This is a genomic window from Micromonospora sp. NPDC023737 (assembly GCF_040639715.1).
GTDB lineage: Bacteria > Actinomycetota > Actinomycetes > Mycobacteriales > Micromonosporaceae > Micromonospora.
The window spans coordinates 51,707-67,749 of the sequence record NZ_JBFAAL010000011.1 but is presented as its reverse complement, the minus strand read 5'-3'; the positions used below and the strand labels follow the sequence as shown (position 1 = coordinate 67,749).

Genomic DNA, 16,043 nt, shown 5'->3' with positions numbered 1-16,043 from the left:
CCCGGGCCAGGGACCCCGGGGCTACGTCGGGACGGGGTCCGCGCTTGCCCGGCACGCGGATCGGGCCGGGCCCGGTCATCACCCGGGGCACCCCACCGCGAACTCGACGAGGGTTGCCGGCCAGCAAGCCGGGGCTTGACGCTGGCGCTCGTGACCTGTCGGCAGCATAGCGGCTGCCGATGCGCCAGAACCACCCGGCCGGCGATGGCTAGGCTGACCGCATGGCCGACACCCCGCCCGGCAGCGCGCCGCCGTCGCCGTCCGTTCCGCCCGGTCCGGGTGGCGCGCTCCGGATGCCGCTGCGCCGGCTGGGCTGGCGGCGGTTCCTGGTGCTCGCCGGGCTGGTGCTCCTCATCGCGGCGTGCGCGGTCTTCATGGTCTACACGATCGGCGAGAACATCGGCGTGCAGGCGCTGCTGATCGGTACGGTGGCCGCTCTCCTGCCGGTGCCCGTGCTGGTCGCCTGCTTCCTCTGGCTCGACCGGTACGAGCCCGAGCCACTGAAGTACCTGATCTTCTGTTTCACCTGGGGCGCGTTCGTCGCCACCGCCGCCTCGCTGACGGTGAACGACTTCGCGGCCGGCCAGATCGCCCACGCGAAACTGCCGGCCGCGCTCACCGGAGTGCTGGTCGCACCCTTCGTCGAGGAGTCGACCAAGGCACTCGGGCCGATCCTGCTGCTGGTGTTCCGGCGACGGGAGTGGTCCGGGATCACCGACGGGCTGGTCTACTGCGGGCTCTCGGCGGTCGGCTTCGCGATGGTGGAGAACATCCTCTACCTCGGCGGGTACGGCTTCGCGACAGGTGTCGACCGGTACGGGCCGGCGACCGGGGCGCAGCAGGTCATCGCCATCTTCATCGTCCGGATCCTGCTGTTCGGGTTCGCCCATCCGCTCTTCACCTCGATGACCGGCGTGGGGCTCGGCATCGCCGCCCGTACGGCCGACCGCCGGGTCCGAGTGCTCGCCCCCCTCGCGGGGCTGCTGGTGGCCATGATGCTGCACGGCACGTGGAACCTGCTGCCGACACTCAGCCAGGCCACCAACCAGCCGCTGATCATGCTGTACGGCTTCATCGGCCTGATGGTGCCGATCTTCTTCGGCATGGTCGGGCTGGCCGTCTGGCTACGGGCCTGGGAGGGGCGGCTCACCGAGCGCAGGCTGCCGGACTACGTCCGGGCCGGCTGGCTGAGCCCGCCCGAGGTGGCGGCGCTGAGCAGCCTCGGCCGCCGGCACGCGGCCCGGGCCTGGGCGCGACGGGTGGCCGGGGACGCCGGGGTGAAGGCGATGCGCGGCTACCAGTTCGCGGCCACCCGGCTGGCGCTGTTGCGCGACGGGTCGCTGCGCGGCCTCGATCGGAAGGCGGCGGATCGGGAGCGGACCGCCCGGGAAGAGCGGGAGCTGCTGGAGGCGATCACGGCGTACCGCTCGTTCTTCGTCGGCCGGGACCCGCAGGCGCCCGCCGGGGTGTGGGACGGTGACCGTTACCACCTGCGTTTTCCGGACGGCTCCGAGCGGACCGTGAACGCGCCGGACGAGCCGGTGGTGCCGATCCCGGTGGTGCTGGGCGGGCCACCACCCGCGCCCGCGCCGCCGGGCTGGCACGTGCCGCAGCCCGGCCCGCCCTGGCACGCCTGACCGGCCGGCGCCGGAGTGCGAGCCGGTGCCGACCGGTGCGGGTGCTCGGGCGGCCCGGCGCGGGTCGCCGGCCGGGTCAGGTCATCAGGCTGGTGAGGAAGTCACCGAGTCCCTGGAACATGGCCACCAGTCCCGCCCCGATCGCCTTGAAGATGTTCGCCGCGCCGTCCGGCCGGAACGCCATGAAGTAGATCAGGAACGCGATGAAGCCCCAGAACAGCAGCTTCCTGATCCATTCGGGCATCGTCCCTCCCCAGGGCCGGTGGTGCGGGCTGGCTTCCCGGCGGGGAGCGGTGCAAACGGCGTCCGTGACGTCGGCGGCGGGAGAGACGGTGCCCTCCGGCGCGGGCCTGCGGGGCGAGGGCTAGAGGTAGAGCCCGGTGGCGTCGACCTCCACCCGCTCGGCGGCGACCGCGTGCACGTCCCGCTCGCGCAGCAGCACGTACCCCCGCCCGTGCAGTTCGACCTCCGACCGGTCGTCGGGGTCGAAGAGGACCCGGTCGCCGGAGACGATGGAACGGACGTTGGGACCCACCCCGACGGCGGTGGCCCAGGCCAGACGCTTGCCCACCGCTGCGGTCGCCGGGATCACGATGCCGGCGCTGGAGCGGCGCTCGCCCTCGCTCCCCTCCACCTTGACCAGCACGCGGTCGTGCAGCAGGCGGATGGGCAGGCCGGAGTCGAGATCCTTGTCGGCGGTCACGTCGCAGACGCTACCGTGTCGCCCCCGCCCCTCGACCGGTGGTTACCGTCACGGTGGCCAGGGCAATGTTGCGGAAGAGGCCTATGGTGTCGAAGGCCGGCGTATGCTGTCCGACCTGTCACCGTGGGCGGACCGGCCGTCATGCCAGGAGGTGCGCTTGAGCCGCTTCGAGCGGGTACGCGACCGATTCCGTCGTGCGTACGAGACGGTGCGGTCGTCCAGACGATCCGCGCGGGCCACCTCGAGCGACGTTCCCGTCGGGGCCGGCGTGACCGCGCCGACGTCGCCGGGCCCGGTGGCGCCGCCGACGGCGACGATGGTCGACGAGGAACTGCCGCCGCCCCCGCCGCCGAGCACCACCAGCCGGGACGACGCCGAGGTGCCGCACGCGCTGCGCATCGCCGCCGCCTGGTCGTGGCGTCTGATCGTGATCGGCCTGGTCGCCTGGGCGCTGCTGCGGATCGTCGGCACGATCCGCATCGTGATCATTCCGCTCGCCATCGCGCTGCTGCTGTCGGCTCTGCTGGCGCCCGCGGTGGGCTGGCTGCTGCGGATCCGCTTCCCCCGGTCGCTGGCGACCGGGGTGGTGCTGGTCGGCGGTCTGGCCGCGGTGGTCGGCACGCTGACCCTGGTGGTGAACGAGTTCATCAAGGGCGTGCCGGAGCTGAGCGAGAAGTCCTCGCAGGGTGTCCGGCAGATCCAGGAGTGGCTGAAGACCGGCCCGCTGCACGTCTCCGACAGCCAGCTGGATCGCTACATCGAGGAGGGCCAGAAGTGGGTCAGTGAGAACACCGGCCGGTTCACGGATGCGGCGACCACCATCTCGGGCACCGTCGCCGAGGTGGTCACCGGTCTGCTGCTGGTGCTCTTCGCCACGTTCTTCTTCCTGCGTGACGGCAATCGGATCTGGCGCTTCCTGGTGCGGCTGCTCCCCGTGGCCGCCCGCTGGCGGGTGGACGACGCCGGCCGGGCCGCGTGGGGGACGCTGGTGGCCTACGTACGGGCCACCGTGCTGGTCGCCTTCATCGACGCCGTCGGCATCGGCATCTTCCTGGTCATCTTCGACATCCCGTTCGCCTTCCCGCTCGCCGCGCTCGTCTTCCTGGGGGCGTTCATCCCGATCGTCGGGGCGGCGCTCTCCGGCGGGGTGGCCGTGCTGGTCGCACTCGTCGACAGCGGGCCGGTGACCGCGCTGATCATCCTCGGCGTCGTGATCGGCGTCCAGCAGGTGGAGGGGCACGTCCTCCAGCCACTGATCATGGGTCGTGCGGTGGCCATCCACCCGCTCGCAGTGATCATCGGTATCGCCGCCGGCGTGGTGCTCGCCGGAATCACCGGCGCGCTGGTCGCCGTACCGCTGATCGCGGTCCTGAACACGGCCATCCGCCGCCTCGCCGCCCGTACGGTGCCGGCGACCCCGCCGGACGCAGTGGTGGTCGCCTCGCAGACCCCCTGACGACCCCTCCGTCCACGCCGGACCGCAACGGTCGGGTCAGGACGCGGCGAGACGCTTCAGCGCGCCCTGGACGACGTCTCGCCGCGTGGTGTACCAGAACGGCGGCAGCGAGCAGCGCAGGAACGGGCCGTAGCCGCGAGCCGTCTCCAATCGCGAGTCGAGCACGGCGACCACTCCCTTGTCGCCGGTCGCCCGAATGAGTCGTCCCACTCCCTGCGCGAGCCGGATGGCCGCGATCGGCACGCTGACCGCGGCGAAACCCGAGCCGCCGCTGGCGTCCACGGCGGCCGCCCGGGCCGCCGCGAGCGGCTCGTCGGGCCGGGGGAAGGGCAGCCGGTCGATCACCACCAGCTGGCAGGAGTCGCCGGGCACGTCCACCCCCTGCCAGAGCGACATCACCCCGAACAGGCAGGTCTCGCGCTCCTCGCGGAACCGGCGGACCAACAGGGGCAGCGCGTCCTCGCCCTGCAGCAGAACCGGCAGGTCGGTCCGCGCGCGGACCAGCTCCGCCGCCTGCTGCGCGGCCCGCCGCGAGGAGAAGAGCCCGAGGGTACGACCACCGAGCGCCTGGACCAGCTCCAGCAGCTCCTCACCGGCCGCGTCGGGCAGGCCCGAGACACTCGGCCTGGGCAGGTGCGCGGCGACGTACAGGATGCCCTGCCGGGCGTAGTCGAACGGCGAACCGACGTCCAGTGATCGCCAGCCCGGCCCGCTCGTGGCCGCCCCGCCCGCCTCGCGTTCCGCCTCGCCGTGGGTGCCGCCGGGGCTCGTGCCGGAGCGGCCGCTCCTGCTGGTGGAGGCGGCCAGGGCGGCGGCCGCCGGGGAGGGCGGCGAAGCGGCCGGGGCCTCCAGCCCCAACGCCCGGGCCACCGTGTCGAACCGGCCGCCGAGGGTCAGGGTGGCCGAGGTGGCCACCACGGTGCGGTCCTCGTAGAGGTGGGTGGCGAGGGTGCCGGCGACCGACAGCGGGGCCACCACCAGCGCCCGTCGGCTGCCGTTGTCGGGCTTCTCGACCCAGGCCACGTCGTGCTCGTTCTCCTCCAGCAGCCGCTGCGCCGTGGTCGACAGCTCGTCCAGCACGGCTCGGGCCTGCTGCTTGCGTACCGGGTCGGGGTCGTCGGACTTGACGTCCCCGATGGCGTCGAGCGCGGCACGGGTGGCCGCGTCGAGGAGGGTGCAGGCCTCGCGCAGCGGCGGGGGCAGGCCGGCGGTGAGTCGCCCGGCCGGCGCCTCGGCCAGCCCCACCGCGAGCGCGTCGCCGGCGGCGGTGAGCGCCTCCGCGGTCTCCGGCTTCAGCAGCGGTCGGGCCCGACGGGTGGACCGGTCGATCAGCTCCGGCACCAGCTCGGCCTGTGCAGCCGAGGAGACCCGATCGGCCAGTTCGTGCGCCTCGTCGACGATGAGCAGCTTGTGCGGTGGCACGATCTGCCGCCCGGCGAGCATGTCCACCGCGAGGAGGCTGTGGTTGGTGACGACGATGTCCGCCTCGCGTGCCCGGGCCCGGGACGCCTCGGCGAAGCATTCCGCGCCGAACGGGCAGCGGGTCGCCCCGACGCACTCCCGGGCAGGCATGGAGACCAGGCGCCAGGCCTGGTCGTCGACGCCCGGATCCAGCTCGTCCCGGTCCCCGGTCGCGGTCTCCGTGGCCCAGTCCCGTAGCCGCTGAACCTGCTTGCCCAGCCGGCCGGCCTCGCCGAGCCACTTGCCGCCGGCCGGGCCGGGGGACGGCGCGTCGAAGAGACCGTCGGTCGGTTCGTCCTCGGTCGAGTTGTCGAGCCGGGCCAGGCAGAGGTAGTGGTGTCGCCCCTTCAGCACGGCGAACGTGGGCCGGCGGCCGAGCAGCGGCTCGACCGCGTCGGCCAGCCGGGGCAGGTCGTGGTCGACGAGCTGGGACTGGAGCGCGAGGGTGGCGGTGGAGACGACCACCGGCCCGTCGACGGTGAGCGCCGGAGCCAGGTAACCCAGGGACTTCCCGGTGCCCGTGCCGGCCTGCACCAGCAGGTGCTCGCGGGAGGCCACGCACTCCTCGATCGCGGCCGTCATCTGCTGCTGGCCGGGGCGGGCGGTGCCACCGGGGACGGCCCCGACGGCGGCGGCGAGCAGCTTCTCGCTGCTCGGCCGGGTGCCGCGACGCCGCCCCGTACGGCCCGACGGGGTGCTGGAACCGGTGGCGGCGCGGGGCAGGGTCACCGTGCGACGGTACCCGCCGCCGCCGACACCGGTCGCGCCCCTCCGCCGCGTGGCGGCCCGTCGGGTTCCAGCCCGTTACGTCGGCGCTACGACGAGTGGGCGATATCGGTTAGGGTGCGATTCATGCCGAGCGACGTGGTCCGCGTGATCTACCGCAAGTACGACGGCAGCGCCCACCGCGACTACCCGGCCCGCCGGCTCGCAGAGGACGACCTCGGGGTTTGGCTCGGCGTACCGGTCGGCACGAAGTCGATCTACCACGGGCGCCCGTCGGTGGAGCAGATTCCGTTCGTGCTCCTGGTGCCCCACCAGGCGTGGTGGACCGCCATGTTCAACCCGCCGCCCCGCACCAGCGAGGTCTACTGCGACATCGCCAGCCCGGCCCGTTGGGAATCCGACGACACCGTCCACCTCTACGACCTCGACCTGGACGTGGTTCGCCGGCGGGCGACCGGCGTCGTGGAGTTGCGTGACGAGGACGAGTTCGCCGAGCACCGGGCGCGCTTCGGCTATCCGGAGGAGCTGGTGGCCGAGGCGGAGGCCGCGGCGCGGTGGCTCCTGACCGCGCTCGACAATGGCACCGAGCCCTTCGCCACCGCCTACCGCAAATGGCTCACCCTCGTCCTCTGAACCCCGCGTGCGCCTGCTGATCATGAGGTTGACAGCGGGTTCGATCGTCAGACCCCCCGCCAACCTCATGATCGTCGGGGTCGGTGAGCGGGCGGAGAAGGGGTCGAGGGGCGGCGTCGGCGCGCGGGTTCGGCGTCCACGGGTGATGATCCGAGGGTGGCACCTCGTGAGACGGAAGTCGTAGCGCCGGTCGGCGGGCCCCTGCGGGGGCTGCTGAGGGTGACGGCGCCGGTCGACCTCGGCACGGTCGACCCGCGGTCCACGCCGGGGCTGCCGGGCGAGGCGGTGACCGGTGAGCGCCGGAAGGCCTGGGCCCGGTCCCAGGTGCGGCTGATCGGAGCCGAGTTGGGCCGGCAGCAGGAGATGCTCTACGCGGAGGCGAAGGTCGCCGATCCCGACCCGGGTCCGGTGGACGGTCCCGGGGCCCTGGGCGGGTCCATCCGGCCGGGTGGGCCGGGACCGGCGCGGCGAGTACTGCTGGTGCTCCAGGCGATGGACTGCGGCGGCAAGGACGGCACGATCAAGCGGGTCGCCGGTGCCATGGATCCGCTGGGGTTGCACATCCGCTCCTTCGGTCCGCCGACCCCCGAAGAGCTGCGGCACGACTTCCTGTGGCGGATCCGGCGGGCGCTGCCGGCCGCCGGCTACCTGGGGGTCTTCAACCGTTCCCACTACGAGGACGTGCTGGTGGCCCGGGTCGAGGCACTGGTGCCCGAGGCCACCTGGCGGGCCCGGTACGACGAGATCAACGCCTTCGAGCGCGAGCTGACCGAGAGCGGCGTGACCCTGATCAAGGTCATGTTGCACATCTCGTACGCGGAACAGGGCGAGCGCCTGCTCGAACGGCTCGACGACCCGCGCAAGTACTGGAAGTACAACCCGGCGGACGTGGCCGCCCGAGCCCGCTGGGACGACTACCAGGCCGCGTACGCCGATGCGCTGGGCCGTTGTGGCACGGACGCCGCGCCCTGGTTCGTGGTGCCCGCCGATCGCAAGTGGTACCGGGACTGGGCGGTGGCCCACCTGCTCCGAGAGACGTTCGACACCCTCGACCTCGGGTATCCGCCCGCCGGTTTCGATCCGGAGCGGGAGCGGGAGCGGCTGCGAGCTGGGGTCGTCGAGGCGCGAGGGACGCCAGAGGTGAACGGCAGGTGAACGAGCGATGAATGTGGCCTGGCCTGGGGTGGGCCGGGAATTTCCCGCCGCCGCCGTTCCCTAGCATTCCCAGGGCAGGCGTCCCGGCGGCGTCCGCCACCCTTCCACCGACACGACGAGGTCCGTGCTGTGAAGTTTTCCTTCCGCCCCACCGAGGGGGCCTTCTACGAGCTCTTCACCAGGGCCGCGCAGAACCTGGTCCGGGGCACCGAGCTGCTCAACGAGCTGGCTCTGCCCGGTGTCGAGGTGCAGTCGGTCAGCGAGCGGTTGACCGAGGTGGAGCACGACAGCGACCAGATCACCCACGAGCTGTACAAGAAGATCAACTCTACCTTCATCACCCCGTTCGACCGGGAGGACATCTACCGGCTCGGGTCGCTGCTCGACGACGTGATGGACCACTTGGAGGCGGTGGGGAACCTCCTCTACCTGTACGGCCTGACGAAGCTGCCGTCGCTGCCCCGGGAGATGCACGAGCTGGTCAACGTGCTCGACCAGCAGGCGAAGCTGACCGCCGAAGCGATGCCCCGGCTCAAGTCGATGAAGGATCTCGAGGACTACTGGATCGAGTGCAACCGGCTGGAGAACGACGGGGACCAGGCGTACCGGATGCTGCTCGTCCGTCTCTTCTCCGGCGAGTACGACGCCTTGACCGTGCTGAAGATGAAGGAGGTCGCCGACGAGCTCGAAGCCGCGTGCGACGCCTTCGAGCACGTGGCCAACACCGTCGAGACCATCGCGGTCAAGGAGTCCTGATCCTGTGACCCCCGAACTCATCGCCGTTCTGGCGGTGATCGCGGCTGCCCTGGTGTTCGACTACACCAACGGTTTCCACGACGCCGCCAACGCGATCGCGACGAGCGTCTCCACCCGCGCGCTGACACCCCGGGTCGCCCTCCTGCTGGCCGCCGTCGGAAACTTCGTCGGAGCGCACTTCGGCGCAGGCGTGGCGAAGACGGTCGGCGACGGCCTGGTCACGCTACCCACCGGGGTGGGCAGCCTCGGGGTCGTCTTCGCCGGGGTGCTCGGCGCGATCTGCTGGAACCTCATCACCTGGTACTTCGGCCTGCCGTCGTCGTCCTCCCACGCCCTGTTCGGTGGCCTGGTCGGCGCCACGCTCCTCGCCGCCGGCGGCGTGGTCCAGTGGGTGAACATCGTCGAGAAGGTCATCCTGCCGATGGTGCTCTCGCCGATCGTCGGCCTCACGCTGGGCTACCTGGTGATGCTCGCGATCCTCTGGCTGTTCCGGAAGGGGCAGCCGGGCAAGCTGAATAGGGGCTTCCGCTGGGCGCAGACCGCGTCGGCGGCGGCCATGTCGGTCGGCCACGGCATGCAGGACGCGGCGAAGACCATGGGCATCGTGGTCCTCGCGCTCTACACGGGCGGCTTCCAGGAGAGCAAGACGCACATCCCGGGCTGGGTCTTCTGGACCTCCGCGACCATGCTGGCGCTCGGCACGTACGCGGGTGGCTGGCGGATCATCCGCACCCTCGGCCGCAAGATCATCGATCTGGGTCCGCCGGAGGGCTTCGCGGCCGAGACGGTCGCCAGCGCCGTGCTCTACTTCAACGCACTGGTGCTCAAGGCGCCGATCTCCACGACGCACACGATCACCTCGGCGATCATGGGCGTGGGTGCGACGAAGCGGCTCTCCGCGGTCCGCTGGAACGTGGCGGGCAACATCGTGCTCGCCTGGATCATCACGTTCCCCGCCGCGGCGATCATCTCCTGCATCGCGTACCTGTTGGTGCGCCCGCTCTTCGGCTGAGCCCGGCGCCCCACCGGCAGGCAGGAGCCCGGTGAAACAGGGGCCCCGGTCGTCGCGGAAGCGACGGCGGGGCCCCTGTTTCACCTCCGATCGACGCTTACGCGTAGTCGACGCCGATCTGGCCGCGGATCGTGTCCAGCAGGGTCATCACCTCGAGAGTGGTGGAGTGCGGCACCAGCGGGCTCTCGAGCAGGCCCTCCGCCAGGCAGCGCTGCACCTCGATCGCCTCGTACTGGTAGCCGCCGCCGGGCACGTCCAACGAGACGGTCTCCGGCTCGGCGCCGGCCCGGTGCAGGGTCAGCGAGTCGGGCCGGAAGAACGGCGCCGGCAGGTCGATCCGACCGGCGGTGCCGGTGATCGAGGCGACCAGCGGGGTGGCCCCGACGATGCCGCAGCTGAGCGTCGCGACAGCGCCCGAGTCGTAGCCGAGGACCACGCCGGTGTTCTCGTCCACGCCCTCCGGGCCGATCTTGGCCCAGGAGCGGACGTGCTGGGGCACCCCGAGCAGCAGGTGTGCCAGGCTGATCGGGTAGATGCCCAGGTCGAGCAGGGCGCCGCCGCCCAGCACGCGGGCCCGCATCCGGTGCTCGGGCGGGAACGGCCCGGATACCCCGAAGTCGGCCTGCACGCTGGTCACGGTGCCGATCGCGCCCTCAGCGATCAGCTCGACCAGGCGCAGGATCACCGGGTTGGTCCGCATCCACATGGCCTCCATGAGGAAGACCCCGGCGGCGCGGGCGGTGTCGATGAGTTCCTTGCTGGTCGCCACGTCGAGCGTGAACGGCTTCTCCAGCAGCACCGCCCGTCCGGCCGAGAGGCAGGTCATGGCGGCCGCGTGGTGTGCGGAGTGCGGCGTCGCCACGTACACGGCGTCGACCTCCGGGTCCGCGGCCAGTTCCGCCCAGGAGCCGTACGCGCGCGGCACGTCGTGCTTCTGAGCGAAGAGCTTCGCGCTCTCCGGTGTACGCGAACCGACGGCGACCAGCTCCGCGTCCGGCACCAGCCGGAGATCCTCGGCGAAGCGCGCGGCGATGTGGCCGGTGGCCAGGATGCCCCAACGAGTCATGGCGGCAACGCTAGTCCAGCCAGGTGAACGGGCGATCATGCGCTCCCTGGACACCGCACTAGGCTCACGGCATGACGATCGACCCCGACGGCTTCCCCGCGCCAGCGGCTCTGGTGGAGCACGCCCGGCGGTTCCGTGCCGAGGGCGGGGTACCGGCGGTGCCCCGGGTGGCCGCCACCGTACTGCTGCTCCGTCCGGCCGGCCCCGGCTTCGAGGTGTACCTGATCCGTCGCGTCGCCGCGATGACCTTCGGCGGGATGTACGCCTTCCCGGGCGGCGGGGTGGACCGGTCGGATTCCGAGACCCACCTGGACTGGGCCGGTCCGACGCCGGCCGAGTGGGGCGAACGGCTCCGGCTCGCGCCGGACGCCGCGCAGGCGGTGGTCTGCGCGGCCGCCCGGGAGGTCTTCGAGGAGGCCGGGGTGCTGCTCGCCGGCGCGGACGCGGCGAGCGTTGTCGGCGACGTGAGCGGGGAGGACTGGGAGGCCGCCCGGGTCGCGCTGGAACAGCGCGAGGTCGGCTTCGCGGGCCTGCTCGCCGATCGGGGACTCACCCTCCGCTCCGACCTGCTGCTGCCGTGGAGCCGCTGGATCACGCCGGAGTTCGAGCCGCGGCGCTTCGACACGTACTTCTTCCTGGCCCTGCTGCCGGAGGGGCAGCGGCCCCGGAGCGTGTCGCGCGAGGCCGACCGGACGCTCTGGCTCCCGCCGGCGGACGCCCGGGCGAAGGCGGAGGCGGGCGAGCTGAACATGCTGCCGCCGACGCTGGTGACGCTGGGGCAGGTGGCCGCGGCCGGCGACCTGGCCGGTGTCGTGCGAGCCGCCACCACCCGTGACGCGGCGACCCCCGTGACCCCCCACCTGGACGACCTCGACAACGACACCCCCCACTTCCGCCTGCACTGACCCCCGCACGAGAAGCGCACTCGTTTACAGAAAGAGTGGCCATCCCCCGTGGAATGGCCACTCTTTCCGTGAACGAGTGCCGCCCGAGGGGCGGGTGGAGTGGGTCAGCCGAAGCGGCCGGTGATGTAGTCCTCGGTCTTCTTCTGGCTCGGGTTGCTGAAGATCTTCTGGGTGTTGTCGTACTCGATGAGGCGGCCGGGGTCGCCGGTCTTCTCGATGGAGAAGAAGGCGGTACGGTCCGAGACCCGGGCGGCCTGCTGCATGTTGTGCGTGACGATGATGATCGTGAACTTGTCCTTGAGCTGGAACATCAGGTCCTCGATGGCCAGCGTGGAGATCGGGTCGAGCGCCGAGCAGGGCTCGTCCATCAGGACCACCTGCGGCTCGACGGCGATCGTCCGGGCGATGCAGAGCCGCTGCTGCTGACCACCGGAGAGGCCGGCACCCGGCTTACCGAGCCGGTCCTTGACCTCGTCCCAGAGGTTCGCGGAGCGCAGCGCCTTCTCCGCGGCCTCGTCGAGGATCGACTTCTTCCGTACGCCGTTGAGGCGCAGCCCGGCCACCGCGTTCTCGTAGATGCTCATGGTGGGGAACGGGTTGGGTCGCTGGAAGACCATGCCGATCGTGCGGCGGACGGCTGTCACGTCGACGTCCCGGTCGTAGATGTCCTGGTCGTCGATGGTGAGGCTGCCCTCGACCCGGGCGCCGGGGAGCACCTCGTGCATCCGGTTGATCGAGCGGAGGAAGGTCGACTTGCCGCAACCGGACGGGCCGATCAGGGCGGTGACCGTCTTCGGCTCGACGGTGAGGTTGATGTTCTCGATCGCCTTGAAGGCGCCGTAGTAGGCGGTGACGTTCGAGGCTTCGATGCGCTTGGCCATGGTGGTGGTACCTCCGAAGTTCATCGGCCGAGCCGGTTACGACGGGCCAGCAGCTTCGCCGCGATCGTCAGGATCAGGACGAGGGCTACCAGGGTGAGAGCCGCGGTCCACGCCCGGGCGGGGGAGAACCGCGACGCGTCGCCGGCCTGCTGGTACACGAAGAGCGACAGCGACGACTGGTTGTTCTCGAACGGGTTGAAGTTGATCGCCGCGCCACCGCCGGCGACGAGCAGCACGGGCGCGGTCTCGCCGGCTGCGCGGGCGATGGCGAGCATGACGCCGGTCACGATGCCCGGCAGTGCGGTCGGCAGCACGACCCGCAGGATGGTCTTCCACTTCGGCACGCCCAGGGCGTACGCGCCCTCGCGCAGCGGCGCCGGGACGAGCCGGAGCATCTCCTCGGTGGAGCGGACCACCGTGGGGAGCATCAGCACGCTCAGCGCGAGCGCGGCGGCGAACCCGGAGAAGCTGGGCCGGCCGTCGTTGAACCACGGGGAGACGATCAGCACCCAGAAGGCCAGTACGAAGAGGCCGGAGACGATCGACGGGATACCGGTCATGACGTCGACGAAGAACCGGATCGCGAACGCGAACTTGCCCCGGCCGTACTCGACGATGTAGACGGCGCAGAGGATGCCGAGCGGGACGGTGATCAGGGTGGCGATGCCGACCTGCTCCAGCGTTCCGATGATCGCGTGGTACGCCCCGCCGTTCGCGTCCCGGGCCCCGATGTTGTTCATCGAGCTGAGGAAGAAGTCGGCGTCGAGGCGCTCGACGCCCTTGCTGAGCAGCGTCCAGACCACCGACGCGAGCGGCAGTACGGCGAGCACGAACGCCGAGTGAATCAGCGCGCTCCAGGTGCGGTTGCGGGCCGAACGGGGCCCCTCCACCGCCTTCGCCGCGAGGTAGAGCCCGACCAGGTAGAGCAGCGCGCCGAGGACCACGACGAGCACCCAGTTGCCGATGCCGGCGCCGAGCACGACCGCCGCGGCGACCAGCAGGGCGGCGACCGCGACGGCCGGCGCGGCGTACCGGGGGAGTCGCTTCGTCCGCAGGGTGTCCGGCTGGGCGGCCGGTCGGGAGCGGTGGCTGGTGACGGTGGTGGTCATGCGGCCGACTCCGTGAACTCCCGGCGGCGGTAGATGATGACCCGCGCGGTGATGTTGACGATCAGCGTGATCGCGAAGAGCACCAGGCCGGAGGCGATGAGCGCGCCCCGTCCGGTCTCGTTCGCCTCGCCGAACGCGTTGGCGATGTTCGCGGCGATGGTGTTGCCGCCGTTCTGGATCAGGTTGAACGAGATGCCGAAGGTGATGCCGAGGGTCATCGCGAGGGCGATGGTCTCGCCGAGCGCGCGGCCCAGGCCGAGCATGACCGCGGCGATGATGCCGGGGCGGCCGTACGGCAGCACCGCCGTGCGGATCATCTCCCAGCGGGTGGCGCCCAGGGCGAGGGCGGCCTCCTCGTTCGCCGTCGGGGTCTGTAGGAACACCTCGCGGGAGAGCGAGGTGACGATCGGCAGCACCATGATCGCGAGAACCAGCGCGCCCAGCAGGATCGAGGCGCCGAAGGGGCCGTCGCCGCCGAAGAGCGGGATCCAGTGGAAGTTCTTGTTCAGCCAGATCGAGAGATCCCGGACCGGGCCGGAGAAGTAGTCGCGGCCCCAGAGGCCGAAGACGACGCTCGGCACGGCGGCGAGCAGGTCGACCAGGAAGCCGAGCGCGGTGCCGAGCCGGCGGGGCGCGTAGTGGGAGAGGTAGAGCGCGATGCCCAGTGCCACCGGCACCGCCAGGATCAGGGCGAGTGCGGCGCTGAGCACGGTACCGAACGCGAGCGTGCCGATGCCGAACTTGGGCTGCGCTTCGTTGGGCGACCAGCCCTCGTAGGTCCAGAAGTTCGCGGTGTCGGCGCGCAGCGCCGGCACCGCCTTGGCGACCAGGAAGACCGCGATGGCCGCGATGATGACCAGGACGGCGGTACCGGCGGCCAGGGTGAGGCCGCGGAAGGCCCGCTCGGCGCCGAACGCCCGGGCCCGGGGCAGCGCGCCGCCGCCACCCAGCCCGGTCCCGCCCGGGGTACGGGTGCTGACTGGTGCCTCGGCCAGACGCGCCGAGGCACCGGCGGGCCACTCGTGACTCTCGGTCACGCGCGTCCCGCCGGTGCCGGCGTCGGCCGAGCGGTCGGGGGTTTCACCCATCTGCTCGCTCGATTCGATTGCGGAGGTGGTGGGTCAGGTCAGGAGATGTTCTTGACCGCGGCCTCGACCTTGGTGCGGACGGTCTCCGGCAGCGGCGCGTAGCCCAGCTCGGTCAGGGAGTTCTGGCCCTCGGTGCTGGCCGCGTAGCCGAGCAGGCCCTTGACCAGCGGGAGCTTGTCGGCGGCGAGGCCCTTGCCGCAGACGATCTCGTAGGTCGCCAGGACGATCGGGTAGGCCCCGGCCTCCTTGGTGTTGTAGTCGATCGACAGCTTCAGGTCGTCGCCCTGACCCTCGATGGTGGCCCCGGCGATGGTCTTGCCGGCGTTCTCGGCGGTCAGCTCGGCGAACTCGCCGGCGCCGTTACCGATCTTGGCCATCTTGAGGCCGGCGTTCTCGGCGAACGACCACTCCATGTAACCAATGGAGCCGTCAGCGCCCTTCACCCGGCTGGCCACACCGTCCGAACCCTTGGCGCCGGTGCCGCCCGGGGCCTTCCAGGCCTTGGCCTTGCCGAAGGTCCAGTCCGCCTCGGCGGTCTTGCCCAGGTAGTTGGTGAAGTTGTCGGTGGTGCCGGACTCGTCCGAGCGGTGCACCGTCTGGATGGTGGTCGACGGCAGGGTGGCGCTCGGGTTGTCGGCCTTGATGGCCGGGTCGTCCCACTTGGTCACCTTGCCGGCGAAGATCTTCGCCAGAGTGGCCGGCTTGAGCTGGAGGTTGTCCACGCCGCTCACGTTGTAGGCGACGGCCACCGGGCCGATGACCATCGGCAGGTGGATGGCCGTGCCGCCGGCGCACTTGGCGTCGGCCTGCGGCTGCTCCTCCGGCTTGAGCGCGGAGTCGGAGCCGGCGAAGTCGGCGGTGCCGGCGATGAAGGCCTGGATGCCCGCGCCGGAGCCGGTGGGCTCGTAGTTGATGGTGCTGCCCTGGCACTTCTGCTGGTACGCCTTGATCCATTCGGCCATGGCGTTCTTCTGGGCCGACGAACCCTGGGCGTTGACCGTGCCGGTGGCGCAGTCGACCGCGGCGGCCGAGCCGGAGGCGCTGGCGCCGGTCGCAGGCTCGTTGTTGTCCGAGCCGCATGCACTGAGAGCGAGCGCCGCAGTAACAGCGAGGCAGGCGATCGTGCCATACCGCTGGAGCTTCACCTGAGGGGTTTCCCTTCACGTCTGACTTGGCGCCCCGGTAGTCGCCCGGGGGAACCGGCAGTGACCGGCCGATTCCACAAGCTAGGAGCGCCAGGTGACCGGCTTGCCGGTCGCAAGTGAACGAAGGGTGAACAGGTTCGGCAGACGAGGTGACCGCTCGCCGAGGGCGGGTTGTCCGTTAAGTGAACTCGCGGGCGCAAGTCGGATCTATGACCATTTTTCCGGTTGTCCGGGACCTGGTCGAGCCGCCGTCATCCAACCCCGCGGCCGGTCCGGGGCGTCGGCGCGGCGTACCGACGGACCCGACGAC

Annotated in this window: 15 protein-coding genes and 1 riboswitch; of the genes, 7 read left to right on the top strand and 8 right to left on the bottom strand. The window is 71.3% G+C overall.

Annotated features, from left to right (window positions below; all coding sequences use genetic code 11):
• Positions 1-35: 35 nt before the first annotated feature.
• A riboswitch (SAM riboswitch) is annotated at positions 36-156 on the bottom strand.
• A 65-nt stretch (positions 157-221) separates the two neighbouring features.
• Entirely contained in the window at positions 222-1,637 is a 1,416-nt protein-coding gene (locus AB0F98_RS22160; protein WP_357738156.1) for a PrsW family intramembrane metalloprotease, read from the top strand.
• Positions 1,638-1,713: 76 nt separating this feature from the next.
• On the opposite strand, the gene AB0F98_RS22155 is transcribed toward AB0F98_RS22160, so the two are convergent.
• On the bottom strand, positions 1,714-1,881 hold the full coding sequence (locus tag AB0F98_RS22155; protein ID WP_165947321.1) for a hypothetical protein: 168 nt from the start codon (positions 1,879-1,881) through the stop codon (positions 1,714-1,716).
• A gap of 120 nt (positions 1,882-2,001) precedes the next feature.
• Positions 2,002-2,340, bottom strand: a complete 339-nt coding sequence (locus tag AB0F98_RS22150; RefSeq protein WP_357738154.1) for a co-chaperone GroES — start codon at positions 2,338-2,340, stop codon at positions 2,002-2,004.
• 103 nt (positions 2,341-2,443) lie between these two features.
• Here AB0F98_RS22150 and AB0F98_RS22145 point away from each other — a divergent pair, with 103 nt between their 5' ends.
• Complete coding sequence (locus AB0F98_RS22145; protein WP_357738152.1) at positions 2,444-3,796, top strand: AI-2E family transporter; 1,353 nt, start codon at positions 2,444-2,446, stop codon at positions 3,794-3,796.
• A 36-nt stretch (positions 3,797-3,832) separates the two neighbouring features.
• Here the strand turns inward: AB0F98_RS22145 and AB0F98_RS22140 are convergent, their stop codons facing one another.
• On the bottom strand, positions 3,833-5,986 hold the full coding sequence (locus AB0F98_RS22140) for an ATP-dependent DNA helicase (RefSeq protein WP_357738150.1): 2,154 nt from the start codon (positions 5,984-5,986) through the stop codon (positions 3,833-3,835).
• 123 nt (positions 5,987-6,109) lie between these two features.
• Here AB0F98_RS22140 and AB0F98_RS22135 point away from each other — a divergent pair, with 123 nt between their 5' ends.
• From AB0F98_RS22135 to AB0F98_RS22120, 4 genes are all read left to right on the top strand, one after another.
• The gene (locus tag AB0F98_RS22135) at positions 6,110-6,616 is read left to right on the top strand and encodes a DUF402 domain-containing protein (protein ID WP_357738148.1); all 507 of its coding nucleotides are present in this window, start codon (positions 6,110-6,112) and stop codon (positions 6,614-6,616) included.
• 156 nt (positions 6,617-6,772) lie between these two features.
• Entirely contained in the window at positions 6,773-7,771 is a 999-nt protein-coding gene (locus AB0F98_RS22130; RefSeq protein WP_357738146.1) for a PPK2 family polyphosphate kinase, read from the top strand.
• A gap of 129 nt (positions 7,772-7,900) precedes the next feature.
• A complete protein-coding gene (locus AB0F98_RS22125) occupies positions 7,901-8,527 on the top strand; it encodes a DUF47 family protein (RefSeq protein ID WP_076466922.1) in 627 nt (208 codons plus the stop codon).
• A 4-nt stretch (positions 8,528-8,531) separates the two neighbouring features.
• Positions 8,532-9,539 carry an inorganic phosphate transporter gene (locus tag AB0F98_RS22120; protein ID WP_357738143.1) on the top strand — a complete coding sequence of 336 codons (1,008 nt, stop codon included), beginning with the start codon at positions 8,532-8,534 and terminating at the stop codon, positions 9,537-9,539.
• 97 nt (positions 9,540-9,636) lie between these two features.
• Here AB0F98_RS22120 and AB0F98_RS22115 read toward each other — a convergent pair whose 3' ends face one another.
• Entirely contained in the window at positions 9,637-10,605 is a 969-nt protein-coding gene (locus AB0F98_RS22115; protein WP_357738141.1) for a Gfo/Idh/MocA family oxidoreductase, read from the bottom strand.
• A gap of 71 nt (positions 10,606-10,676) precedes the next feature.
• Between AB0F98_RS22115 and AB0F98_RS22110 the strand changes: the two genes are divergently transcribed.
• On the top strand, positions 10,677-11,510 hold the full coding sequence (locus tag AB0F98_RS22110; RefSeq protein ID WP_357738139.1) for an NUDIX hydrolase: 834 nt from the start codon (positions 10,677-10,679) through the stop codon (positions 11,508-11,510).
• A 104-nt stretch (positions 11,511-11,614) separates the two neighbouring features.
• On the opposite strand, the gene pstB is transcribed toward AB0F98_RS22110, so the two are convergent.
• The 4 genes from pstB to pstS are packed head-to-tail and all read right to left on the bottom strand — an operon-like array spanning position 11,615 to position 15,733.
• On the bottom strand, positions 11,615-12,391 hold the full coding sequence (pstB, locus tag AB0F98_RS22105; RefSeq protein WP_357738418.1) for a phosphate ABC transporter ATP-binding protein PstB: 777 nt from the start codon (positions 12,389-12,391) through the stop codon (positions 11,615-11,617).
• Positions 12,392-12,411: 20 nt separating this feature from the next.
• A complete protein-coding gene (gene pstA / locus AB0F98_RS22100; protein ID WP_357738137.1) occupies positions 12,412-13,500 on the bottom strand; it encodes a phosphate ABC transporter permease PstA in 1,089 nt (362 codons plus the stop codon).
• Complete coding sequence (gene pstC / locus AB0F98_RS22095) at positions 13,497-14,588, bottom strand: phosphate ABC transporter permease subunit PstC (RefSeq protein WP_357738136.1); 1,092 nt, start codon at positions 14,586-14,588, stop codon at positions 13,497-13,499. Before pstC ends, pstA begins: the two co-directional genes overlap by 4 nt.
• 38 nt (positions 14,589-14,626) lie before the next feature.
• The gene (gene pstS, locus AB0F98_RS22090) at positions 14,627-15,733 is read right to left on the bottom strand and encodes a phosphate ABC transporter substrate-binding protein PstS (protein ID WP_357738134.1); all 1,107 of its coding nucleotides are present in this window, start codon (positions 15,731-15,733) and stop codon (positions 14,627-14,629) included.
• Between the last annotated feature and the right edge of the window lie 310 nt (positions 15,734-16,043).